This window comes from Fictibacillus sp. FJAT-27399 (genome assembly GCF_001510655.1).
In the GTDB taxonomy this organism is placed as follows: Bacteria; Bacillota; Bacilli; order Bacillales; family Fictibacillaceae; genus Fictibacillus_C; species Fictibacillus_C marinisediminis.
This window is the reverse complement of the sequence record NZ_LMVC01000002.1, coordinates 1,001,590-1,021,808: the sequence shown is the minus strand read 5'-3', so window position 1 is coordinate 1,021,808 and position 20,219 is coordinate 1,001,590. Positions and strand designations below refer to the sequence as shown.

29 protein-coding genes, 1 tRNA gene and 1 riboswitch are annotated in these 20,219 nt (G+C 43.8%); of the genes, 7 read left to right on the top strand and 23 right to left on the bottom strand.

The annotated features are described in order from the left end of the window. Positions 1-7: 7 nt before the first annotated feature. Positions 8-93, bottom strand: a riboswitch (glycine riboswitch). Positions 94-260: 167 nt separating this feature from the next. Both AR335_RS10150 and AR335_RS10145 read left to right on the top strand, forming a co-directional pair. Next, the gene (locus AR335_RS10150) at positions 261-1,958 is read left to right on the top strand and encodes a DEAD/DEAH box helicase (protein WP_062235036.1); all 1,698 of its coding nucleotides are present in this window, start codon (positions 261-263) and stop codon (positions 1,956-1,958) included. Beyond that, a complete protein-coding gene (locus AR335_RS10145) occupies positions 1,927-2,724 on the top strand; it encodes a YqhG family protein (RefSeq protein ID WP_062235032.1) in 798 nt (265 codons plus the stop codon). Before AR335_RS10150 ends, AR335_RS10145 begins: the two co-directional genes overlap by 32 nt. Before the next feature lie 35 nt (positions 2,725-2,759). Here the strand turns inward: AR335_RS10145 and moaA are convergent, their stop codons facing one another. The 10 genes from moaA to comGA form a co-directional block, all read right to left on the bottom strand. After that, entirely contained in the window at positions 2,760-3,776 is a 1,017-nt protein-coding gene (gene moaA / locus AR335_RS10140; protein ID WP_062235030.1) for a GTP 3',8-cyclase MoaA, read from the bottom strand. 85 nt (positions 3,777-3,861) lie between these two features. Beyond that, positions 3,862-4,038 carry a YqzE family protein gene (locus AR335_RS23125; RefSeq protein WP_082683439.1) on the bottom strand — a complete coding sequence of 59 codons (177 nt, stop codon included), beginning with the start codon at positions 4,036-4,038 and terminating at the stop codon, positions 3,862-3,864. 17 nt (positions 4,039-4,055) lie between these two features. Beyond that, complete coding sequence (locus AR335_RS10135; RefSeq protein ID WP_062235027.1) at positions 4,056-4,583, bottom strand: shikimate kinase; 528 nt, start codon at positions 4,581-4,583, stop codon at positions 4,056-4,058. Then, positions 4,580-4,954, bottom strand: coding sequence for a competence type IV pilus minor pilin ComGG (gene comGG / locus AR335_RS10130; RefSeq protein ID WP_062235024.1), 375 nt, complete (start codon positions 4,952-4,954; stop codon positions 4,580-4,582). The genes AR335_RS10135 and comGG overlap by 4 nt, the downstream gene beginning before the upstream one ends. Next, on the bottom strand, positions 4,951-5,388 hold the full coding sequence (comGF, locus tag AR335_RS10125) for a competence type IV pilus minor pilin ComGF (protein WP_053357901.1): 438 nt from the start codon (positions 5,386-5,388) through the stop codon (positions 4,951-4,953). Before comGF ends, comGG begins: the two co-directional genes overlap by 4 nt. Next, the gene (locus AR335_RS10120; RefSeq protein WP_062235020.1) at positions 5,385-5,702 is read right to left on the bottom strand and encodes a hypothetical protein; all 318 of its coding nucleotides are present in this window, start codon (positions 5,700-5,702) and stop codon (positions 5,385-5,387) included. Before AR335_RS10120 ends, comGF begins: the two co-directional genes overlap by 4 nt. Next, a complete protein-coding gene (gene comGD / locus AR335_RS10115; protein WP_062235018.1) occupies positions 5,686-6,132 on the bottom strand; it encodes a competence type IV pilus minor pilin ComGD in 447 nt (148 codons plus the stop codon). The genes AR335_RS10120 and comGD overlap by 17 nt, the downstream gene beginning before the upstream one ends. Then, complete coding sequence (gene comGC, locus AR335_RS10110) at positions 6,116-6,421, bottom strand: competence type IV pilus major pilin ComGC (RefSeq protein ID WP_053357898.1); 306 nt, start codon at positions 6,419-6,421, stop codon at positions 6,116-6,118. The genes comGD and comGC overlap by 17 nt, the downstream gene beginning before the upstream one ends. Positions 6,422-6,436: 15 nt before the next feature. Further along, positions 6,437-7,474: a competence type IV pilus assembly protein ComGB gene (comGB, locus tag AR335_RS10105; protein ID WP_053357897.1), complete on the bottom strand. Its 1,038-nt coding sequence runs from the start codon at positions 7,472-7,474 to the stop codon at positions 6,437-6,439. Then, entirely contained in the window at positions 7,471-8,535 is a 1,065-nt protein-coding gene (gene comGA / locus AR335_RS10100; protein ID WP_062235015.1) for a competence type IV pilus ATPase ComGA, read from the bottom strand. Before comGA ends, comGB begins: the two co-directional genes overlap by 4 nt. A gap of 123 nt (positions 8,536-8,658) precedes the next feature. On the opposite strand from comGA, the gene AR335_RS10095 reads away from it, so the two are divergent. Further along, positions 8,659-8,733, top strand: a tRNA-Gln gene (locus AR335_RS10095). A gap of 135 nt (positions 8,734-8,868) precedes the next feature. After that, positions 8,869-9,114 (top strand): DUF2626 domain-containing protein, encoded by a 246-nt coding sequence (locus AR335_RS10090; protein WP_062235012.1) that lies wholly within the window; start codon positions 8,869-8,871, stop codon positions 9,112-9,114. A 31-nt stretch (positions 9,115-9,145) separates the two neighbouring features. Here AR335_RS10090 and AR335_RS10085 read toward each other — a convergent pair whose 3' ends face one another. Both AR335_RS10085 and AR335_RS10080 read right to left on the bottom strand, forming a co-directional pair. Further along, positions 9,146-10,225 carry a class I SAM-dependent methyltransferase gene (locus AR335_RS10085; protein WP_062235009.1) on the bottom strand — a complete coding sequence of 360 codons (1,080 nt, stop codon included), beginning with the start codon at positions 10,223-10,225 and terminating at the stop codon, positions 9,146-9,148. Position 10,226: 1 nt separating this feature from the next. Further along, positions 10,227-10,856, bottom strand: coding sequence for an MBL fold metallo-hydrolase (locus AR335_RS10080; protein WP_062235007.1), 630 nt, complete (start codon positions 10,854-10,856; stop codon positions 10,227-10,229). Between the two features lie 72 nt (positions 10,857-10,928). On the opposite strand from AR335_RS10080, the gene AR335_RS10075 reads away from it, so the two are divergent. Further along, the gene (locus AR335_RS10075; protein ID WP_062235004.1) at positions 10,929-11,411 is read left to right on the top strand and encodes a hypothetical protein; all 483 of its coding nucleotides are present in this window, start codon (positions 10,929-10,931) and stop codon (positions 11,409-11,411) included. A gap of 127 nt (positions 11,412-11,538) precedes the next feature. Further along, positions 11,539-11,721, top strand: a complete 183-nt coding sequence (locus AR335_RS10070; RefSeq protein WP_053357891.1) for a DUF2759 domain-containing protein — start codon at positions 11,539-11,541, stop codon at positions 11,719-11,721. A gap of 48 nt (positions 11,722-11,769) precedes the next feature. Here the strand turns inward: AR335_RS10070 and AR335_RS10065 are convergent, their stop codons facing one another. The 5 genes from AR335_RS10065 to AR335_RS10045 all read right to left on the bottom strand — a co-directional run bounded on the left by AR335_RS10065 (position 11,770) and on the right by AR335_RS10045 (position 15,871). Continuing rightward, entirely contained in the window at positions 11,770-12,078 is a 309-nt protein-coding gene (locus tag AR335_RS10065) for an MTH1187 family thiamine-binding protein (RefSeq protein WP_053357890.1), read from the bottom strand. Between the two features lie 154 nt (positions 12,079-12,232). After that, positions 12,233-13,423 (bottom strand): M14 family metallopeptidase, encoded by a 1,191-nt coding sequence (locus AR335_RS10060; RefSeq protein ID WP_062235003.1) that lies wholly within the window; start codon positions 13,421-13,423, stop codon positions 12,233-12,235. 114 nt (positions 13,424-13,537) lie between these two features. After that, positions 13,538-14,515, bottom strand: a complete 978-nt coding sequence (locus AR335_RS10055; RefSeq protein ID WP_062235001.1) for an ROK family glucokinase — start codon at positions 14,513-14,515, stop codon at positions 13,538-13,540. Positions 14,516-14,542: 27 nt separating this feature from the next. Next, complete coding sequence (locus tag AR335_RS10050) at positions 14,543-14,734, bottom strand: YqgQ family protein (protein ID WP_053357887.1); 192 nt, start codon at positions 14,732-14,734, stop codon at positions 14,543-14,545. Between the two features lie 96 nt (positions 14,735-14,830). Then, positions 14,831-15,871: a M42 family metallopeptidase gene (locus AR335_RS10045; RefSeq protein ID WP_062234998.1), complete on the bottom strand. Its 1,041-nt coding sequence runs from the start codon at positions 15,869-15,871 to the stop codon at positions 14,831-14,833. Between the two features lie 137 nt (positions 15,872-16,008). On the opposite strand from AR335_RS10045, the gene AR335_RS10040 reads away from it, so the two are divergent. Beyond that, positions 16,009-16,875, top strand: coding sequence for a hypothetical protein (locus AR335_RS10040; protein ID WP_062234995.1), 867 nt, complete (start codon positions 16,009-16,011; stop codon positions 16,873-16,875). On the opposite strand, the gene AR335_RS10035 is transcribed toward AR335_RS10040, so the two are convergent. The 6 genes from AR335_RS10035 to rpmG form a co-directional block, all read right to left on the bottom strand. Further along, positions 16,856-17,599 (bottom strand): HAD family hydrolase, encoded by a 744-nt coding sequence (locus AR335_RS10035; protein ID WP_062234992.1) that lies wholly within the window; start codon positions 17,597-17,599, stop codon positions 16,856-16,858. The genes AR335_RS10040 and AR335_RS10035 overlap by 20 nt on opposite strands. Positions 17,600-17,627: 28 nt before the next feature. Then, entirely contained in the window at positions 17,628-17,804 is a 177-nt protein-coding gene (locus AR335_RS23925; RefSeq protein ID WP_156316364.1) for a hypothetical protein, read from the bottom strand. Between the two features lie 44 nt (positions 17,805-17,848). After that, the gene (locus AR335_RS10030; protein WP_062234989.1) at positions 17,849-18,466 is read right to left on the bottom strand and encodes a molybdenum cofactor guanylyltransferase; all 618 of its coding nucleotides are present in this window, start codon (positions 18,464-18,466) and stop codon (positions 17,849-17,851) included. Continuing rightward, entirely contained in the window at positions 18,457-19,248 is a 792-nt protein-coding gene (locus AR335_RS10025; protein WP_062234986.1) for a DUF92 domain-containing protein, read from the bottom strand. The genes AR335_RS10030 and AR335_RS10025 overlap by 10 nt, the downstream gene beginning before the upstream one ends. Next, positions 19,248-19,817 (bottom strand): 5-formyltetrahydrofolate cyclo-ligase, encoded by a 570-nt coding sequence (locus AR335_RS10020; RefSeq protein ID WP_062234983.1) that lies wholly within the window; start codon positions 19,815-19,817, stop codon positions 19,248-19,250. Before AR335_RS10020 ends, AR335_RS10025 begins: the two co-directional genes overlap by 1 nt. Positions 19,818-20,065: 248 nt before the next feature. Further along, positions 20,066-20,215 (bottom strand): 50S ribosomal protein L33, encoded by a 150-nt coding sequence (rpmG, locus tag AR335_RS10015; RefSeq protein ID WP_007202187.1) that lies wholly within the window; start codon positions 20,213-20,215, stop codon positions 20,066-20,068. Positions 20,216-20,219: the final 4 nt, after the last annotated feature.

Below are 20,219 nucleotides of genomic sequence, written 5' to 3'. Positions count from 1 at the left end.
AGAGACGCGTCAAACAAGAGTCTTTTTGCCTGAGAGTTTCGCTCCCGCTTGCTCCTTCGGCGCTACCGAAATAGTCTCTCCTCTTGCTTTCATTCGCAAGTATGTAATTATATTCCATCGTCCATACTAAATATATGTTTTTACCTTGGAAACACATTATTATCCTATCATTATTTCAGTTTAAAAAGCAACGCCATTTTGGGAATCTGTATACCATTACCTATAGGTGCGCTATCCGTACAGAGAAAGGAAAGCAGTAGATGAATCTCAACATTAACTTTAACCGGGACTGGCATGAAGACTTTGTGAAAAGAATGGAAGATGACGGACCCTGGACAAAATGGGAGTTATATAATCTTGCGCTTGAAGCGGAGAAGAACCTGTCAATCCCTGATTTTCTCGGCCTTCAGGCACCGGATCATCTTCCGCAGCTGACATTTCTCCCCCATCAGCTTGAGGTCGCAAAAACGGTCATTGAAAAAATGAACGGAAAAGCCATTCTTGCAGATGAAGTTGGTCTGGGAAAGACCATTGAAGCAGGCTTGATTATTAAAGAATATATGATCCGGGGACTCGCTAAAAAGGTGCTCATTCTCGTACCGGCATCTCTTGTTCTTCAATGGACAGGAGAACTGAATCAAAAATTTTTCATCCCTGCAATTGCGCAGAAAAAATCCTATGTGTGGGAGCAGTGTGATGTTGTCGTCTCATCGATTGATACGGCAAAAAGGCAGCCCCACCGGGATATTGTACTCAATCAGGATTACGACATCATTGTCATTGATGAAGCACATAAACTTAAAAACAAAAATACGAAAAACTATGAATTCGTACAGCATCTGAAGAAAAAATTCTGTCTGCTGCTTACCGCCACACCTGTACAGAATCGGGTGGAAGAGATTTTTAACTTAGTGACTTTATTGAAACCCGGACATCTTGGCAATCAGGAGAATTTTGATAAAGACTTCCGCAACGATAAACATTCACTGAAAAATGAAGAGAAGCTAAAACAGCTCGTCAATAAAGTTATGGTCCGGAACCGCAGAGAAGAGACCGGCTTAAAATGGCCGAAACGGCTGGTCAAAACGATTCCAATCACACTCTCTGAGAGTGAGAGAGACTTGTACAATAGCATCTCGGATCTTAAAGAGCAGCCAAACTTTAATAGAAGCAAGTTCTCGATCCTGACATTGCAGCGAGAGGTATGCAGTTCAAGAGAAGCCTGCTTTCTCACTTTAAAGAACATGCTACAGAAAGATGCCGGAAACTTCGCTACTGAACAGACCATTCTCCCATTGATGAAAAAGATTGAGAACGTTTCACAGAATTCAAAAGCACTGCAAACACTGGAACTGATTCAGTCCATTAAAAATAAAGTTATAATTTTTACGGAATATAGAGCGACACAGCTATATTTGCAATGGTTTCTTCAGCAGCATGGCATCTCCTCCGTCCCTTTTCGGGGAGGCTTTAAGCGAAGCAAAAAAGACTACATGACCCACTTGTTTAAAAACCATGCACAGGTTCTTATTGCCACTGAAGCAGGTGGCGAAGGAATCAACCTCCAATTTTGCCAGCACATCATTAACTATGATCTTCCCTGGAATCCTATGCGCATTGAACAGCGGATCGGGCGTATACACCGCATTGGACAAAAAGGAGACGTTCATATTTATAATTTCGCGACACAGGACACCATTGAAGAACGAATCTTAAACCTTTTGTATAATAAGATCAATTTGTTTGAAAGTGTAATAGGTGAGCTTGATGAGATCCTTGCAAAATTCGAACTGAAAAACATCGAAACTTATATCTCGGATATCATGCTGAACTCGGAAAGCGAAGGAGAAATAAAAGTAAAAATGGACAATCTTGCCGCTCTTATTAATCTGGACGGAGGCATTAAAAAGAAAGGATGGGAAGAGCATGCAGCAGCACGAGATTCATCATTTTCTTGAACGTTATTTTGAATCGAACGACTGTATCGTAGAGGAAAAAAATCATAGTTACATGAAGATCCAGCTCACCGTTGAGCTGGATAAACTGCTGATGAACCGGCCCTTTTACTGGCACTATCTAGAGAAAACAGGCGGAACACCGAACCCGATGGCTCTTACTCTCATCACAGGCCAGCAGCATCCCCCCGACGCAAATGGGGAGTTTATTCACTTCGGTTCACCGAGGCTGCATCAGATTTTTGCCTCCACCAAGAAACTCGGTTCGTTCATCCGCATGTACGAAGCGATCCGCCAGGACTCCGGGCAGAACATCCCCTTAAATCCATGGCTCTGTGTGAATTTAAAAACCTCCTATCAATGTGACCGTAAAAAAGATATGATCTCTTCTTACGGCATTCATTTGATTACCGGGAAAATAGAAAGCAACTTTCATGAACAGCTTCGTTCACTTCCTCTTACCCGGAAAATCCCGGATTTCTGCTACACACTGTCTCCCTTCATCCGTCCGGTGAGCGGATTAAAACGAATCGAAGCAATCGTTGAGCAGCAAATACATGAAGATGATCACAGCTGGGCGGAGGATGCCGAAAACAGGTGGCGGGAGGATGAAGAACTATTGGATCGGTTTTATGAGGATGAAATCGAAAAGCCGGAATATTATCAGGTAGAAAAAGAGGCACTCCGTACGCAATACGAACCGAAAATTACCGTGGACATAATAAATGGCGGGCTCTTTTATTTGTCTGATACCTTTCTGTCATCATGAACACCAAAAGAATAGTGCAAAAAAAGGGGCTATCTTTAGCCCCCGATATATGACATTTCAATTTTTTCCTTCTTGCCTGCTCCATCTCTTCTCTCATCAGAATAGCGGTCGCTCCGGTTTTCCCAAACATTTGTGATCATGTTATCAAGGTCATCTTTTGTTGCGCCTTCACGAAGTGGTGTCTTAAAATCCATTCCCTTCGAAGCAAAGAGACAAGTGAACACCTTTCCATCTGCAGAAAGCCTTGCCCGTGTACAGGATGAACAGAAAGAATCACTTATTGAAGAGATGATGCCAATCTCATTTTCCCCATCAGCATATTGATAGCGGGAAGCTACCTCCCCGTAATAATTTTCAACTGCCGGGAGAAGAGGAAGTTCAGTTTGAATGGCTTTAAGAATTTCTTCCTTTGTAACTACTTCCTTCATGTTCCAGCCGTTCGTTGTGCCGACATCCATAAATTCAATGAACCGCAGGATGTACGGGGTTTTTTTAAAATAGGCTGCCATCGGCAAAATTTCCTGATCGTTAACACCTTTGCGGACCATCATGTTGACTTTGACTTTAAGTCCGGCTTCGTGGGCTGCCTTCATCCCTTCTAAAACAGGATCGATACCCAGCCCTCTTCCATTAATTCTGCCAAATAGTTCGGAATCCAGAGAATCAAGGCTTACAGTAACCCGATCCATTCCTGCCTTCTTTAAGTCATGAGCGACACGGGGCAGAAGCACGCCATTGGTCGTCAGAGCAAGGTCCTTCAGACCGTGCAGCTGATTCAACCGGCCGATCAGTTCCGGGAGGTTCTTCCTCATAAGAGGCTCACCGCCCGTTATTCTCAGCTTCGTTACACCCAAGGAGATGAAGCGCTCGGCAATCGTTACGATCTCATCGAAGCTCAGCAGCTCTGTTTTTTCTAAGAATGGATAGTCCCCGTCAAAGATTTCTTTCGGCATACAATAGGTGCAGCGAAAATTGCATTGATCAGTGACTGAGATCCGCAAATCTTTAAGCGGTCTTTTCAGCCGATCATAAATCCCATTTTCTATAGCCATCTATACCACACTTCTTCGTTTAAATGATAGTTCAACATTATCATACTTCCAGTAGATTGAAAAATGATAAGAACAAAAGGGAACTTCACTTCCGGCGCTTCTTGAACATCAATCCCAGAGAAAAAGGGACCATGCCAAAAAGCGAAACGAGCACAGGCTGTTTTCGTTCCGCTTTTTGCTGTTTTAACATTTGTTTTTCCTCTGGAGACCTGCTCATTCTCTTAACGATTGCTTCAATGACAAACTTAAAATAGGTATTCATAAGATGACATCACCTTTTTATTGTTTGTCACCAGTTTGCCCGAAATCGGAACGACCTAACCTCGCTGTAATTTCTTCGACCGTTTCTTCTGGCTCATATCCCCCGGTCTCGAGTACCCAATGGCAATCACGGTAAAGAGGAAGCCTCCTATCGTACAGCTTCTCCATCTCTATCTTTTTTTCATGATTGAACAATGGCCGGCTTCTGTCTTCTTTCAGTCTCTCAAAAATGGTATCGAGCGGGCAGCTTAGAAAAATAACAAACCCCTTTTCCAGCATGTATTTCCGGTTTTCCGCTGAAACGGCCATTCCTCCGCCCGTCGTAATGATCGCATCCTGCTGAGGAAGTTCAGGAAGGATAGAAGCTTCATAGCCCCTAAACACTACTTCTCCATGAACTGCAAAGATTTCTGCCACTTTTTGATTGTATTTTTCTTCAATGTAGTGATCGGTATCAACGACCGGCAAGTCTAATCTCTTGCCGAGCAGCGAACCGATCGTGGTTTTGCCGGATCCCATGAATCCTGTTAAAAAAATCGGTTTCAACTTGCACCCTCCACCCACTTCGTAATGCTTTTAGTCTCGCTATTATAATATATAACCACGCTTTTTGTCTGATGGTTTCGCAAACTTGCCGATATTTTTATTTCCATTGCAGGAGGCTGCCCTGTGGACACCACGCAATCCACCACTCCATGGTCGAACGCAAACCGGCCGGCTGGATTCTTATTTTTCTTTATGCTGTTAATCGCATCCCGGCTGGACTTCTCGATCATTGCATCCAGCTGCATCCGTCCCCTCTGTGCGTCAATGAACTGTTTCTCACCGATAAAAATGAGAAGCTGATGTGCTGCCAGCATCGAGAAGATAAGACAAAAAACGAGAACCGCGGGGAAAATATATCCTCGGCTATTCAAGAATTCACCAGAACAATTTCTGCCTGTCTGGCAAACACGCGTTTATAGACATGGGAGGCTGTGTCAGTGATGGATACCGTAACCAGCTGGCCAGTTACAGAAGGGCGAAAACGCTTTACAGAAAACAGCCAGATTTCATATCCTTGTCCATTGATCTGCTTTCGTATCCGGTTTTGATAGAAGGAATAGGTGACGGACTGTCCAGAAGAAGTGGTTAAGGTAAGTTTCTCTTCGCTTGCTTCCGCATTAACCGCTTCCCTTATGGCCTGACCGATCGCTGAATAAAAAGATTCCAATTCTTCCATTGAGACACCGCTTTGCACCGGAGGCGAAAGTACTTTTATGAGCAGCGGTGCAAAGCCCGCCAGCACGATAAAGATGGACAGCGCCACCATTGCTTCAACGAGCGTAAACCCTTTTTGGCTAACCTTCATTGTTTAACAACATCACATTCACGATAGGCTCTTCCATTCTTCCCCGTAAATTCAATGCAGATCCTCCCTTCTTTCTTCTTCCATTGAAACTCTGCCGTACGTCCACGGATTATGGACGTCCCCCCTTCATCATCATTTCCGAATTCAATCAGTTTGTTAGATAAAAGCTCTAAAGCCTCCCTGTCTTGCTTAAGAGTGAAGCGTTCTGTATAAAGGGTGTGCAAGACCGGGCTAACTCCGCTAATTACGATTGACAAGACACTTAAGGCGAGAAGTGCTTCAAGCAAATAGTAACCTTTAGAATCTTTCAGCATAGAACCTGCCTTTTCCCAACAGAAATACCACCTTATATCTGCCAGCATCTGTTTTGATAATCATCGTTCCTGAAGTACTGATGTTTCCTATTTTATTGTACGTAATCTTCAAGGACATCGTTGCAGATTCAAATTGAATCTGCTTTGGGAATTTAACATTCTTATACACTTCGTTCATGCCGGTGGTAATAATATACCGGTTCTCACCCGGGAAAATATGCAAATGAACTAGCTTTTGCTCGTTTATCGCTGTTCGCTGTGTAAAATACAAGTCGCGCTTGAATTGCTCCAGAAAAAAATGCACTTCCCTTCCTTTGTAGTATTTCTGAAGTGAGGCACAGGCAACACTCAACAGGATACTCCCGATCGAAAGAACGATGATCAGCTCCAGCAAGGTATAGCCGTTGATCCGTTTAATCTGCCGTTTCAACGACCGTTCCGCCTTTTAATTCCAGCGCGTTTCCGTTCGGACATTTGACCGTATCCACATACCCTTCCGTCACCAACGTATCTAAATCCGTCAATTTTTCTTCTTTATCGGCTTCATAGGCACCTACCTGGCCCTGAACCAGATCCAGTGTTGCCTTGCATCCGAGATTTTTAGCGACGCCAAGGTTTTTTGCCATGCTCGGCAGCGCTATTAAAAGCAATACAGAAATGATGAGGAGAACTATCATCATTTCGATCAGCGTGAAACCTTTTTCGTTCATATCTTTCATCCTAACTCTCCTTAATTATTGAATGGAATCCATCATTTTAAACATAGGCAAAAGCATCGAAACAAACATGACAAGAATCATGACCCCTATGAATAGAAACAGTACCGGCTGAACCACAACGATGTACTTTGCCATTTTTTCTTCTGCATAAGCGAGCAGTATTTCACTGTAAGCAATCAATTCTTTACCGAGCATTCCGCAGGATTGTCCATGAGCAATAATCATAGACAGCTCAGGAACAAAGTAGCGCTTTTGAGCAACGATATCTTCAAATCTTAGCCCGTTCACGAGCTCTTGTTTCATCAAAGCAGCCTCTGTTCGAAAAAATCGCATGTATTGATTTTGTTCGAGGATCTTTAACGCCTCATTGATCGCCAATCCTCCTTTTAGCAGGCTGCCCAGCTGAATAGAAAATTGATGGGTGATCAGGACAGGAAGTGTTCTTTTTACAATGGGGATTCTTAAGAGCAGCGAGATGCGTTTGGAAGGAGAAATTTTTTTCATTACAGCGATATACGCTGCAGCAGCCGTGACAGTAAACGCAGCAAACAGAAAAAAGAGGAAAGGAACTTTCTTTATTATGGAAATCATTACGATTGTAAAATAAGGGAAATTGATGTCTAAAGAGGAGTACAAAGATAAAAAGTGGGGGATCAGCAAGCGAAACATGATGAAACATATCGACAAAACGACAGCAAATAAGAATATCGGGTACCTTGTCGCTTTAATGAATCGTTCTTTGATTTCTTCCCTCTTCTGCAGCATTTTGGCACCTTCCATGACACTGAAGCGCAAATCACCATGTTTTTCGGACAACTCAAGAAAACCGAGCACATCGCTTGAAAATCTCTCTCGTGCCAATGCTTCATGAAGGGAGTATCCTCTTTTCAGGCAATCATACACTCGGTGAAGACCGTCTTGCATCCAGCGGTTCTGATGCAGCTTAAGTATTGCAATTGCTTTTGGGAGTGTGTAGCCCTGTTCCAGCAGCCTGCCAAGGCGCATCAAAAAAGCTCCCTGCTGTTTGTTCGACCAGTTCCTTCCCTTTTTCACAGCCTGTCCACCCCCCATCTCTCAAGGCTATGGGCAGGCAGAAATCCTAGAGCAATGCCTTGTTTTATAAAATGATTCAATGTTCTCTCACCATCCGGCCGATTCGAGTTGCCCCGAATCCACTCTATACCTTTTTCCAGCCCGGATCCTGACAGCAGTTCAAATAAACCCATTCTTTTATTTTTTCTTCTCATAAAACAATTAGTGTCGCACACTTCACCGCAATAGGGGCAGCTCAGCGAAATCAACCGCTGAGCAACAATGCCGAGCAGTGTTTGTTCAAGTTCCTGAATGGTCAAACCAAATTCGATCAACCGGAATAAACAGCCTAATGTGTCTTCTGCATGGACTGTCGAAAGCACTAAATGCCCCGTCATTCCGGCCCGGACCACGAGCCTGGCTGTAGCTTCATCCCTGATCTCACCGATCATGATAACATCGGGATCATGGCGAAGGAGTGATTTAAAGCCTTCCCCATACGTAATTCCTGCTTTTTCATTCACTTCCATCTGCAAAAACAGATCGACTTTCTTTTCCACGGGATCTTCGAGTGTTAAGATATGGCGGGTATACAAGGATTGGATATGCTGAAGAAGAGAATACATGATGGTCGTTTTTCCTGAACCGGTCGGTCCTGAGAAGAGAATAAGGCCGCTGGCACGCCGCAATAGGGGGGAAAGTCCTTCGAGTGAGTGCGGAAACAGGGCTAAGGATTGAAATTCTGAAGGATGGGTCTGGGGAAGCAAGCGGATGACAAGGCTTTCATGAAAGGCAGTAGGCAGCGTGGAAAGCCTGAGATGAAGGAGATGGTCTTTGATGGTAACATCCATCGAACCGTCCTGTGGCCTGCGGCGTTCACCGATGTCCATACCAGCCTTAAATTTGAAATGGGAAACAAGTCTTTCAAAAAATACATAGGCTAATTCTTCTACCTGATGAAGCTGGCCATCGATCCTGAACTGGATCAGGCCTTTTTCCCTCTTGGGGACAAAATGAATATCTGAGGCATTGGTTCTTGCTGCGAGTTGAAGCAGTTCATCACTTTTCTTTTCAATGGGCAACGCGTTATCACCTTCTTTCTTATCTTAAAGGTAACTTTACGACATAATCTGCTAAATCCCTTCAAATAATTTACACTTTCTTGCATAAAATTTTCGACACAACCCATACTAAAATTATTCCGATGGGCTATAGCCAAGTGGTAAGGCAACGGACTTTGACTCCGTCATTCGTTGGTTCGAATCCAGCTAGCCCAGCCATCTTTTACGAAGAACACCTGCCATGTGTTCTTTTTTTGTTTTTCCAAATCCAGTTAGAATGGCATTTACAATCCAGTAAAAATTCATATATAATACAGAGGGAATGAGTTCTTCGGTGAAAAGGGAGGGATACATATGGCAAGAATGTACAAGGTCTTGGGCTTTTGGACTGGGATTATCGCAGTAATGGCCTATCTTGGGGACTTAACCAACATGTCACTGTTGTTTTTGGGCCAAACTATTTTATTTGTTTCACTAAGCTACTTAAATTTATCTGAGCGTATGTATATTTACATTTTTGGAGCTTATCTAACAGTCTTTTTTGTAGGTTTTACATACTGGACAACGTTCATGATGACTCCCGGAGCGGGTGGCCATTAATCATTAAAAAGAAAAAGAAAACGGTTGCCGTTTAACGGCAGCCGTCTTTTTTTTGGATTAGAACTTGAAAATAAGAGCTGATGGAGTTCTCCATGATCAGGGAACGGATCGCTCTGTTCTTCTTATGCACAGGTGAGAACGGATCTTGGCTGCCAGTATCGCGCAGATGATCTAGAATCCCGTTCTCCAGAAGAAAATCTGTCTGCTTTTGAAAATCATCCGCCCGGAATCCTGCTATTTTACCGATCGTTTTTACACTGTCCCAATGAACATGAGACGTTAGGTCCATCTCCCCGGGGAATTTCAGCGGATCGTTGATTTGCTGATGACGAAAATAACCGCGCAGACTCCCGTTTAAAAGATGGGGCATGTCCCACTCTTCCCTCGTATATCCGTAATCGACGAGCACTACTGCTCCGTTTTCAACCCATCCATAAAGATCGTTAAGCCAGTGTGTCATAGCCAGCGGAACCTCGATGGTCTGCCCGATGGAAAGCCCTCCGAGGTGTTCTGCGATCCACATGCCGAGTTCTGCATTAACCAATGGTTGTTCCTGCTCTACCAGGTTTCCTGTCTCATCTATGGATACCATGATTTCAGTCATACCTGTTTTTTCCTGTTTAACAACATGAACAGGCATCGCATCAAGAAGTTCATTGGCAAATAGAATCCCTTGAAAAAATGGGTATTCAGCCTTCATGTCTTCAAGAGAAAAATAATGGATGAAACGGTCCTCAGAAAGCTTGTCCTTTATTTTTCGTGCATGATAAGGACTCGACTCAACCACGATATATTCCAGATGCGGATAACCATTGGCCACCCATTCATGGAGGACGCTTTTGGCAAACCTGCCGTCCCCTGCTCCGATCTCACAAAGAATAAAAGGTAGCTGCTGTTCCTGGAACATTCTATAAAACGCGTTTGCCCAAACGGCTCCAAAAGCATCGGCAGCTGCACTGCTCGTATAAAAATCCCCGTTCCTTCCAATCTTCACCCGCTCGTTTTGATAATAGCCCATTTGAGGAGCATACAGAGCCAGTCTCATATATTCTTCATAGGATATGACCTGGTTTGGCGAGTTTTTTATCTTCTCCCTGATCAAAGAGAGCATTTTAAAAACCGCTTAAGAAAGGATTGGAATCCATTTCGGCGCCAATTGCTGTCTCCGGTCCGTGGCCCGAAAGAACCATCGTTTCTTCAGGAAGGTTCAAGAGCTTGTCATGAATGCTCTTCAAGAGCAGCTCCTGATTCCCGCCATATAAATCTGTCCTTCCGATACTTCCTGCGAAAAGAGCGTCTCCTGAGAAGACCGTTTCCATGCTTGAAACATAATAAGATACACTGCCAGGAGAATGTCCTGGAGTTTCCAGCACCTGCAGGGAAATGCTGCCGATCTGCAGCTCTCCTTCCTCCGTGATCAGATGGTCTGCTTTTTTTGCTGTTATATCCTGCATGAAATGAGCGGAACCGTTCTTGTTCGGGTCTTCCAGCCAGTCCTTTTCCTTTTTATGGACATAAACAGGAATCTGCCATTTTTCCCTTACATCGTCTACAGCACCGATATGATCAAAATGGGCATGTGTCAGCAACACAGCAAGCGGCTTTACCCCTCGTTTTTCAACCAAGGAGATAATCTTTTTGCTCTCGCCGCCCGGGTCAAAAATGATCCCTTCCTTTTTTTCATTCCATAAAACATATGTATTCTCCTGAACTGGTCCGACAGTCAGCCGTTCCCATTTCATATGTATCCCTCCATTGCAATCTATTTCCCCCTATTTTACACTAAAATTAAAAAAGATGCGGAGGAGATGGCTTTGTCGCTTTGTTATGGAATTGAGATAAAACCGGTTTCTAAAAAACACCCTGCTGCTGCAGCCCAAGTTGTCAGAAAGACAGCCGAACTGGCCAATGTGTTCGACCGGAGCGGAGAGATCATTATTGTAAAAACGATGGAAGAAGCTCTTGCACTAAAAGCCTATTATGAAACGCAGAACTATTTCGAAGAGTTGCATCCCCTTTACTCTCCAGAATCCTTCCAGCCTACAGACCGCTTTTGGGACTATGGATTCCGATCAGCTTCTCAACACTTTTACCTCTTTGAAGACACTGTTCTATCCTTCACGATAAACGGAGGTACCAGCCAGGAGATCAGCATGGCCCTGTTTCAGCTCGACGAACATTTAATTGGGACAGAACAACGGGACTACAGCTCAAAGTACTTCGTTGACAAAGAAGAAAGAGAACTGATCGAAAAATATGCAAGTGCTTACAATATTGCCATTACAGTCCAATCTTAATAAAATGGAGACTGTACAAAAGTTAACAAAACAAGTAAAATAGTACAAGGCAGTACCCGGATTTTTTGCTATACATAGGGAATTCAGTATTTAAGTAGATTACTCCAGAGTAAGGGGGGCATAGGATATGGCTTTAGCCATTATTTTCGCAATTGTTACAATTTTTGCTGCTCTAGGTTTACTGCGGTCATTAAAAATTAAGAATATGTTAGGTTCTGGTTTTGCGTTTCTTACATTTGCAGTATTTGGCTGGTTTACCATCATGACCTTTATCGATTTGTTCACAGGCGGAGGCTCTACAGGCCACTAAACCGAACAGCAAGAAACCATCCGCGAAGTATCGCGGATGGTTTTTTATTTACCCTTGCATTTTGTTCCGTACGCTTTCCAGTTTGGATTTCATCGTAGATTTCTTGTCTCTTCGATCATCAATGCGGATATTTGTAGCCACCCGCTGTATGCCCTCCTGAAAGGGCGCTTCATGCATTTCTTTGATGACGTTTAATAAAACATCCAGCTCCCCTTCTACAATGGTGTTCATCGGAGTCAGTTCGTAGTTAATCTGATCATTATATTTTTCAAGAACACGCTGTATTCCTGCAACATATGTACTGACACTCGGGGATTCTGTCCCGATCGGGATAACCGTAATGTCTATAATAGCCATAATAACCTCCTGAGTTAATAGAATCGAGAATACTAACAGTGTACCATGATTTAACCCATAAGAAAAAACCAGCACCTAGTGAAGTGCCCCCAATCGTTAGTTTGGACTCACAATTGGGGGCAATTCTTTTATGGCTGCTGGTTTCTCCGCTTCTTTACATGTACAGACTGGCCAGAAATATACCAAGCGTATCTTTATAAATTTCCTGGAATTGCGAAAGAGGAAGCGGATTTACACCGATCCCCAGTTCGATAGTAAAACCCGGTTTGCGAAACTCCTGTATGAACCAGTCTTTGTATCCCGCGTAACTGTCTACGTAGCGGACTGCTTTATAGCCGCTTACACGTTCGAATTCTTCGGCGATCTTTTCGGCTTCATCCGGTTCTTCCTTCTCAAAGCCCCAATAAAATTCTTTCCCTTGGGTGTGAAGAGCGATAACACGGTCAAAATTTTCGTCGACCGTCAGATTGGCTATCGCCTTCGCTTCGGGCTCGGAAAGCGGATAATCTCCCGGATAATCTCTTGGAGCCGGTTCTGCCGGCTTTCTAGCTTTTTCGATCTCCCACCGTGCCGGAAGCTGGTTGTTTAAATCCACTCCCCTGATGTTGGCCTTCCAGTCTTTAAAATTGGGATGCTGCTTGTTTAAGGTTTTGACCAGGCTGCGGTACGGCTCTATATCGGGCGGACCCTGCAGGACGAGATCGACACCATCAGGATCGACCATTGGAACGGCTGACAGCGTCGCTGATTCGTACAAAGGCAGCATATTGATTCCCCGGATGGGTGTATTATTTGTCAGCGCCAACAAGTAATCGTTTAAAAAAACCATCAAGATGCCGGTCGTTATCCATTCATTTGCATGAAAAGAGGCATTCACGTGCACCTTCTTTCGCCCTCTTCCGCATTTCAGCTGAACAAGGTCTTTTTTTAATACCGATTGTCCAAAACAGTCAGAGTGAATGAAGGGATAAAGTGAGCATAAACGCTGAAGATCGTATTTCAGAACACTATAATCATACGGCACACCGACTGAAACGACACGGTGTACCGCTCGCTCCGGAACATTCACGACCATTCCCTCTTTGAGAAGCTGTGCATTATTTTCCTGATTCAATATAAACAAGCCATCTAAAGAGACATTGTATCTCCTAGAGAGGGAATGGAATGTGTCTCCTTTTTTTACCGTATGCTCATGATGAAAATAGCCGGGAATGAGCAGCGAAGATCCGGGCAGCAAATATTCGGGATCCGTTTGCAAGTTGGAATCCAGCAGCAGCTGTAAGGGGAGTCCAAATAATTGGCTGTAATAAGAAAACGTATCTCCCTTTCTTACCGTTATTTTCATAAGCTCCTCCTCATCATGTAACTTCTACCTTTCAGTGTATTCATACAGAAGTTAAGTCATGAATGAAAAGAAAAAACCATGCTGGGCATGGTCTTTTAAAAAACTATGGATCGTTTATAAAATAGTTTCCTCATGCAATTTTTTCGCCATCCAGGCTCCCCCGTATACACCTGCATCGTTTCCTAGTGAAGCAATAGCAAATTCCGCTCCTTCTTTTACACGCGGAAGTGCAAACTTATCAAAGTTTTGTTTGACAGGCTGAAGGATTTTATCTCCAGCTTTTGATACTCCGCCGCCAAAAACAATTTTCCCTGGATTGATCGCATTCCCAAGGTTCGCGATCATAAAACCGAGGTGATATCCCACGAGCTCCAAGACATACAGCGCCAGCTCATCCTTCTTATCAGCAGCGTCAAAAACATCCTTAGACGTGATTCCATCCTCTTTTTCCTGTTCTTTATGAAGGATGGAATCCGGATATTTTTCCAAACCTTCACGAGCAAGGCGGCATATGCCTGTAGCAGATGCTATGGTTTCAATACACCCGGTTTTGCCGCAGTTGCATGGTGCACCAACTTCAGGAATGGCTGTAATGTGCCCGATCTCTCCTGCCATTCCGTTGGTTCCGTGAAGAATTTTCCCATTGGCGACGATTCCGCCTCCAACACCCGTACCAAGTGTTACACAAAGGAGGTCTTTGGCTCCATCGCCGGCCCCCCTCCACATTTCTCCGACAGCTGCAAGATTGGCATCATTATCTACGACTACAGGCAGCCCTGTCTCCATTTCCAGACGTTCTTTCAGCGGGAAGTTTACCCAGCCGATGTTGACCGCATGGTAGATAAATCCGCGGGACAGATCTATAAATCCAGGAGCTCCCATGCCGATTCCATTGAGCCTGGATTTCTTTTCGCCAAGCTCCTCCAGAACAGAGTCGATGCTTTTCGCAATATCTGTTGTGATATTTTTTCCTTTTTCAGAGATATCCGTTGGGATCTCCCACTTCTTGATCAGATCACCATAGTCGCTGATAAATGCCATTTTAATTGTTGTTCCGCCAAGATCTACGCCTACATACCATTTCTCAATCATAGCTGTCACCCTTTTATATCAATTTTATTAGCTGAATTTTTGATAGTTAGCTTTAATAATCAGCAGTGCCATCTTAAATTCCTGTTGATCGATCAAACCTGAATCGTACAGGGTTCTTAGTTCATCCTGCATCAGCTCAAGATCAGCCATCCGGTGTCCGGTATAAATAAAGATTCCAAATCTCTTTAAGAGCTGCTGCACATCATATAGCGTTTTCATTTTATCACCCTGATTATTATAGCAGAGACAGAAGAAAAAAACCGCTGAAAAGACAGCGGTTTCTTTCTGTTTCTTATGAAAAAATCTTCAAACTCATCAGACGAGTTCAGACTGCATGTAATGAAGCAGCAAAGTCGCCGTATGCCGCAAGGACTGTACGTGAGTGCGTTCATAGGCATGTGAAGCATCGATCCCTGCTCCTACCAATCCGTGCTTAATGTCATAGCCTGCTTTAATGGCCGCCGATGCATCAGAGCCATAAAAAGGATAGATATCCACACGGTAGTCGACACTATGCTCTTCAGCCAGTTTGACTAAATGTTTGCGCAGTCCGTAATGATAAGGGCCGCTGGAATCTTTCGCACAGATCGACACAGTGTACTCATCGGTCGCCTGCCCGTCACCGATCGCTCCCATGTCGACTGCGATATATTCAACCGTCTCTTCTGAAATATTGGAATTTCCGCCGTACCCGATCTCTTCATTGTTTGAGATAAGGAAATTCACAGTATAAGGCAGTTCAATCCTTTGATCTTTAATCACTTTAATAAGATGCATCAATATACCGACGCTTGCTTTATCATCGAGATGCCTCGATTTAATAAATCCGCTCTCTGTAATTTCCACCCTTGGTTCAAAGGATACGAAATCCCCTACCGAGATACCGAGTTTTTCTGTCTCCTCTTTTGTTTTCACCTGCTGGTCGATCCGAACTTCAATATTCACTTCGTCCCTTTTTGCGTCTCCCGCATCTTTATAAACATGGACAGACGTCTGATGCATTAGGATGGTCCCTGTATAAATTTTTCCGTCAGTTGTATGTATCTTGCAATATTCTCCTTCGACTGCGTTCCAGCGGAATCCTCCGATCATGGTGAGCTTCAGGCGTCCGCTGCCCTTTATCTCTTTCACCATTGCACCCAGCGTATCCACATGCGCCGTCAGCAAACGATGCTTCGAATCGTCCTTTCCTTTAATTGTCGCGATCAGTCCCCCTTTATGGTTAATGTAATAAGGAACGTTTTCCTTTTTCAGGAAATCGCTCACATAGGAAATCGCGTGATCTGTATAGCCCGCTGGGCTTGGAATACTGACTAAGTCACTAATATTCTGAAGTATTTCTTGTTCATTGATCATGATGTGCCTCTCTCCTATAATCGTCTAGTTTTTCACTATAAGAATTTCTTTCCTTCTCATTAAATTCCTTCTTCTTTCTTTAGCCGGCTATGCATAAACATGGAACAACAGTCTGTCCAGCGGGGTGGTTAATTCCTATGAAAATGAGAAATTGGCTTGGTGTCGTTCTGCCTGTTTTTTTCGCAATACTCTTTTTTATGTATTATTTTGGCAGGGAACCTGTTAAAGAAAGTATCATCTTCTTTCCCATAGACACCCAAGTAACCTTCACAAAAGCAACGACGAATGTAACTTTGGGCGGCTCAACTGCTGAAAATTATACACTCAATTGGGATGTATCATCTGAAACGAACAAGCCTGCCTATCTTCGGCAAGATATTTCCATGCTGTATGCGAACGGTGTATTAACAAGCACGATGAACAAATGGGAACAAGACACCAGAACACTTAATCAGTCTAAAAAAGTGCCTGGAGGGAACGATCAATTGTCTCAGAGTGTCAGCTATCACTATGCTGAAATTCATAGAAATGAAGACACCTATCGCAGCGCCCAGGCGATGAGCAAAAAAAATCTTTATGTCTATCACAAAGGCAGCTCCTTCTCTTCTTTCCAAAACCCAAAGAACAGCAGTGAGCGATCTGTAAAAACCAAATTGGATGTTAAGACCTATCCATTTCTTCAGCAGACCTGGAGCGGGGCCAAACAGTTCTACAATGTGAACGGCGCGAATTACAATGCTGTGGCACTAAACGATCTGCCCCAGTACCAAAACAGTCCGCTCCCTGGTTTCACACAAGACCAGACGAATAAAATTATCGGCAACCTGTGGGAAGGACTGTATAAAAATTATTTTCTCGGTGTCAAGAAAAGCAATGGATCCAAAGTGGGCCCCATCGGCAGCAGCATGCCGCTTATCCTGTTCAGCAAGGATAAGACCCATTTGATGGTTCTGTTTAAGCTCAAGGACGGAGAGTATATCCAGCTCATTCAATATACGAGATAAGAAGCTGATTCAGTTCAGAAACCGAAGCAGCTCTTCTGTATTCCAAATGACTGCCTTGTGTTTTCGGCTCACTCCTTCTTGTAGTGAGCCAGACCGCTTTCCATCCGGACACGGTGGCAGGAAAAATATCCTGGTCCCAAGAATCACCGACATAAAGAGGATTGCTGCAATCCGTTTTCTCTTGAATCTTTTCAAATATGGCGGGATTGGGTTTTTGTACATTCATCTCGTCAGATATAAAGACATGTTGAGGCTTTATCCAGTTCGTAAGGTTTAAGGCTGCTATTTTATTTCTCTGAACCGTTTTCTCTCCATTGGTAATGATGCCCATCAACATTTTACGATCACAAAGTTCCTGTAAGATTTGTGAGACCCCTGCATACAGCCTACAATACGATGGGATGTATGTTCTGAGACGTTCTTCAAAAACAGCAGCAGCCCTATGGGATCCTGCTTGCAGTCCGCATGCCTGCAAAGAAGTTATAAATCTTTTGTTCTGATACGCGGTACGGGAAAGATCACCGCACTCATAGCCAGCCCAAAAATGGTCGCAGTATGTTTTGAAAATTTTAAACCAATCCAGTTCAATATTCACTTTGGTGCACCCTACTATCATCCGTTCCCCATACATTTCTGAGAAGCTTTGCATAGCGGCAAGCCCAAAAGCACGGTCATAATCAAAAAGGGTATTATCAAGATCAAAAAAGATTCCGTTTGCTTTCATACCAAAAAGAAGAGGCGCGAACAGCGCCTCAGAACATTTCCTTCATAAATTTATCACGCAAACCCGGAAACGACATCATTCGGCCAACCGCGAATCTTCGGAGCAAAGGCACTCCCAGTATGACATTGAGCAGCCGATATCTGTACTGATAACCTATCAGGATCAAGGCAACAACAAGGGCAAGCTTGAATATAAATCTAGTCACAGAGCATTCCTCCTTGCTCTTACTTTTTGCCATGATTGTGCAAATTATTCCCTTAGCCCTTTTTCAATATAAAGGGAGTAATCTTCCTGTGTATTAATATTTATAAAATCATGTGGATTCCAATCGCCGCAGAGTTCATCGATGTACTTCGTATTTACAGATTGCAGCAAACCATGCATGCTCCTCTTTCCTTCAGTAAGAAGCTGGGATATGACCGGTTTGCAGCTCTTATGGTAAAGTGCGGCAAGCGGCTGCTGGCGTTCTTCCACCACAGGCACAACTGCCTGAATTCCCGGAATACTCAACGCAGCGGTTAAAAGGATCTCATATATTTCAGTTTTCATGAGAGGCATATCACACGTGATGACCGCGTACCAGTCAGCTTCCTCTCTGATGTTCATCGCCGTAAGAATTCCCGCCAGCGGCCCTTGTCCTTGCAGGTATGGAAGGTCCTGGATCACCATTGCAGATGAAGCTGACAGTTTATGGGCGATGGATGGATGCGCAACGAGATAAACAGAGGATACAACAGGTTTCAAACAAGAGACAGCCCTTTCATAAAAATATTCACCATCATAATGAGCAAATGATTTATGAATGGGAAAACGGGATGATTCTCCTCCGGCAAGTACTACACCCGTACAATTCATTTTCATAACCATAGGATAAGCACCCCTGCTGCTAGCCCTGCAGCTGCACTGGAAACAAAATTCACGGCATTGTTTGTGACTGCAGGCGAGCCTTTTAGTTTGCTGCATTTTACACCGCAGTGATCCGCCTCTTCCACTTCAATTCCACATACCTTACATCGGTAGGAAAGCTGAATTGTCCCGCCGATCAGAGTATCGAGAACATTGCCAAAAAATCCGGCAATGCCCACAGCCAAGAAGACGATAAAGGCCCGGGGGCCATGAAAAAACAGCATTGCCCCTGCCACACTGATCACAAAAGAACCCAGTGCTGCTGCCGTGAGCCCAAGGGGAGACACCGCGCCCGATATTCCTCTTTCTACCCTTTGTCTCCGGAGGATATGATATGGTTTTGCTCTAGAGAGGACTCCCACTTCAGAAGCCCAAGTATCAGCTGCGGCTTCTGCCAAACTGCCGAGCAAGAGAAGCAGCCAAAAAGGATGCGGAAACATTAAATAGCCTGCTCCTGCAAAAAACGCGCCGCCTCCATTCGCAAAGACCTGTCCCGCATCTCTCCCTTTTGATTCTTTTACGATCGTTCTCATCTGCTGCTTTTTCACTTTTCCCCATTTACTTAAAAGTGAGGAGCTGATAAAGAAAAGAAGGAGCACGCTCAGCCCGTTGAAACCAAAAGCCCCATAAACAACCATACCCATTCCCCAGCTGGCAAATGCTCCGCTCAGTGTGAGCATTTTAAGTTTAAAGGACGCAAAAACAAAGCAGCCCAGGATGATGCCAAAGACGATCCATCCCATCAAAATTCCGCCTTATGAACACCTAGATCTGTTACAATCCATTGGACAGGAATATCGAACGGTTCAACAGGTATCGAATGTGAGAGCTGAAAGTCGAAAGCCAAAGAAACCGTATTTCCGTCATAGGATGCCAGGTACCTGTCATAAAATCCGCCCCCAAAACCGATGCGGTAACCTTCTGGACTAAAGATCAAGCCAGGTACGATCATCAACTCGATATTATCGGCAGAAGAAAGCTGAGTTTTGGAACGAATGGGTTCATAAAGGTCCATGTATACATTTTCCAGGTCCTCAAAAGAGGTGATCTTATAAAAATCCATCGCCCTCTCCCCATCAGTACTGCACTTTGGAACACTTACTTCTTTTCCTTCAACCCATGCTTTTTTTATAATCTCCCGGGTATCTACTTCAAATCCCCTTGAAATCGTAATCCCGATATGCTCCGCGTTCGACCATAACGGCATGTTGAATAACTGCCTGGCAATATCTTTACTTTTCGTTTTATGTAACGTTGAGTCCAGAGTCAGCAGTTTGTTTTTCATTTCTTTTCTTAAGTTCTTCTTCTCCATACCGCATCTCCTCTTATAAATCATTCTCATTCTTATTTTACCAGTTACTTATCTAACAGCAACTGTATACTGACTGTTATTCCCTGCATCAAAACTTCCTCCATACAGCAAGGACTGCCGTTATCACTCCCTTTAAAGCTATGTGCTCATTATCAAAGGGTAATGGAGAAGTGATGAAGAGAAAAAACGGAAATAAAAAAGCCACCTAATCCCTTGTCTACCAAGGATTTAGGTGGCTTTTCCTTACATTACTTCGTTTCACGGTGCAATGTATATTTTTTTAGTCTTGGGCTGTACTTTTTAAGCTCTAAGCGCTCTGGGTTATTACGTTTGTTTTTCTTCGTAATATAGTTGCGATCACCAGTTTCAGTGCAAGCAAGAGTGATGTTTACACGCATGTAT

Coding starts and splice junctions, on each gene's coding strand:
- AR335_RS10150 (WP_062235036.1), top strand. CDS start 261: ATGAATCTCAACATTAACTTTAACCGGGACTGGCATGAAGACTTTGTG.
- AR335_RS10145 (WP_062235032.1), top strand. CDS start 1,927: ATGCAGCAGCACGAGATTCATCATTTTCTTGAACGTTATTTTGAATCG.
- moaA (WP_062235030.1), bottom strand. CDS start 3,776: ATGGCTATAGAAAATGGGATTTATGATCGGCTGAAAAGACCGCTTAAA.
- AR335_RS23125 (WP_082683439.1), bottom strand. CDS start 4,038: ATGAATACCTATTTTAAGTTTGTCATTGAAGCAATCGTTAAGAGAATG.
- comGF (WP_053357901.1), bottom strand. CDS start 5,388: ATGAAGGTTAGCCAAAAAGGGTTTACGCTCGTTGAAGCAATGGTGGCG.
- AR335_RS10120 (WP_062235020.1), bottom strand. CDS start 5,702: ATGCTGAAAGATTCTAAAGGTTACTATTTGCTTGAAGCACTTCTCGCC.
- comGC (WP_053357898.1), bottom strand. CDS start 6,421: ATGAAAGATATGAACGAAAAAGGTTTCACGCTGATCGAAATGATGATA.
- AR335_RS10090 (WP_062235012.1), top strand. CDS start 8,869: ATGGCAAGAATGTACAAGGTCTTGGGCTTTTGGACTGGGATTATCGCA.
- AR335_RS10085 (WP_062235009.1), bottom strand. CDS start 10,225: ATGCTCTCTTTGATCAGGGAGAAGATAAAAAACTCGCCAAACCAGGTC.
- AR335_RS10080 (WP_062235007.1), bottom strand. CDS start 10,856: ATGAAATGGGAACGGCTGACTGTCGGACCAGTTCAGGAGAATACATAT.
- AR335_RS10070 (WP_053357891.1), top strand. CDS start 11,539: ATGGCTTTAGCCATTATTTTCGCAATTGTTACAATTTTTGCTGCTCTA.
- AR335_RS10065 (WP_053357890.1), bottom strand. CDS start 12,078: ATGGCTATTATAGACATTACGGTTATCCCGATCGGGACAGAATCCCCG.
- AR335_RS10060 (WP_062235003.1), bottom strand. CDS start 13,423: ATGAAAATAACGGTAAGAAAGGGAGATACGTTTTCTTATTACAGCCAA.
- AR335_RS10055 (WP_062235001.1), bottom strand. CDS start 14,515: ATGATTGAGAAATGGTATGTAGGCGTAGATCTTGGCGGAACAACAATT.
- AR335_RS10050 (WP_053357887.1), bottom strand. CDS start 14,734: ATGAAAACGCTATATGATGTGCAGCAGCTCTTAAAGAGATTTGGAATC.
- AR335_RS10045 (WP_062234998.1), bottom strand. CDS start 15,871: ATGATCAATGAACAAGAAATACTTCAGAATATTAGTGACTTAGTCAGT.
- AR335_RS10040 (WP_062234995.1), top strand. CDS start 16,009: ATGAAAATGAGAAATTGGCTTGGTGTCGTTCTGCCTGTTTTTTTCGCA.
- AR335_RS10035 (WP_062234992.1), bottom strand. CDS start 17,599: ATGAAAGCAAACGGAATCTTTTTTGATCTTGATAATACCCTTTTTGAT.
- AR335_RS10030 (WP_062234989.1), bottom strand. CDS start 18,466: ATGGTTATGAAAATGAATTGTACGGGTGTAGTACTTGCCGGAGGAGAA.
- AR335_RS10025 (WP_062234986.1), bottom strand. CDS start 19,248: ATGGGATGGATCGTCTTTGGCATCATCCTGGGCTGCTTTGTTTTTGCG.
- AR335_RS10020 (WP_062234983.1), bottom strand. CDS start 19,817: ATGGAGAAGAAGAACTTAAGAAAAGAAATGAAAAACAAACTGCTGACT.
- rpmG (WP_007202187.1), bottom strand. CDS start 20,215: ATGCGTGTAAACATCACTCTTGCTTGCACTGAAACTGGTGATCGCAAC.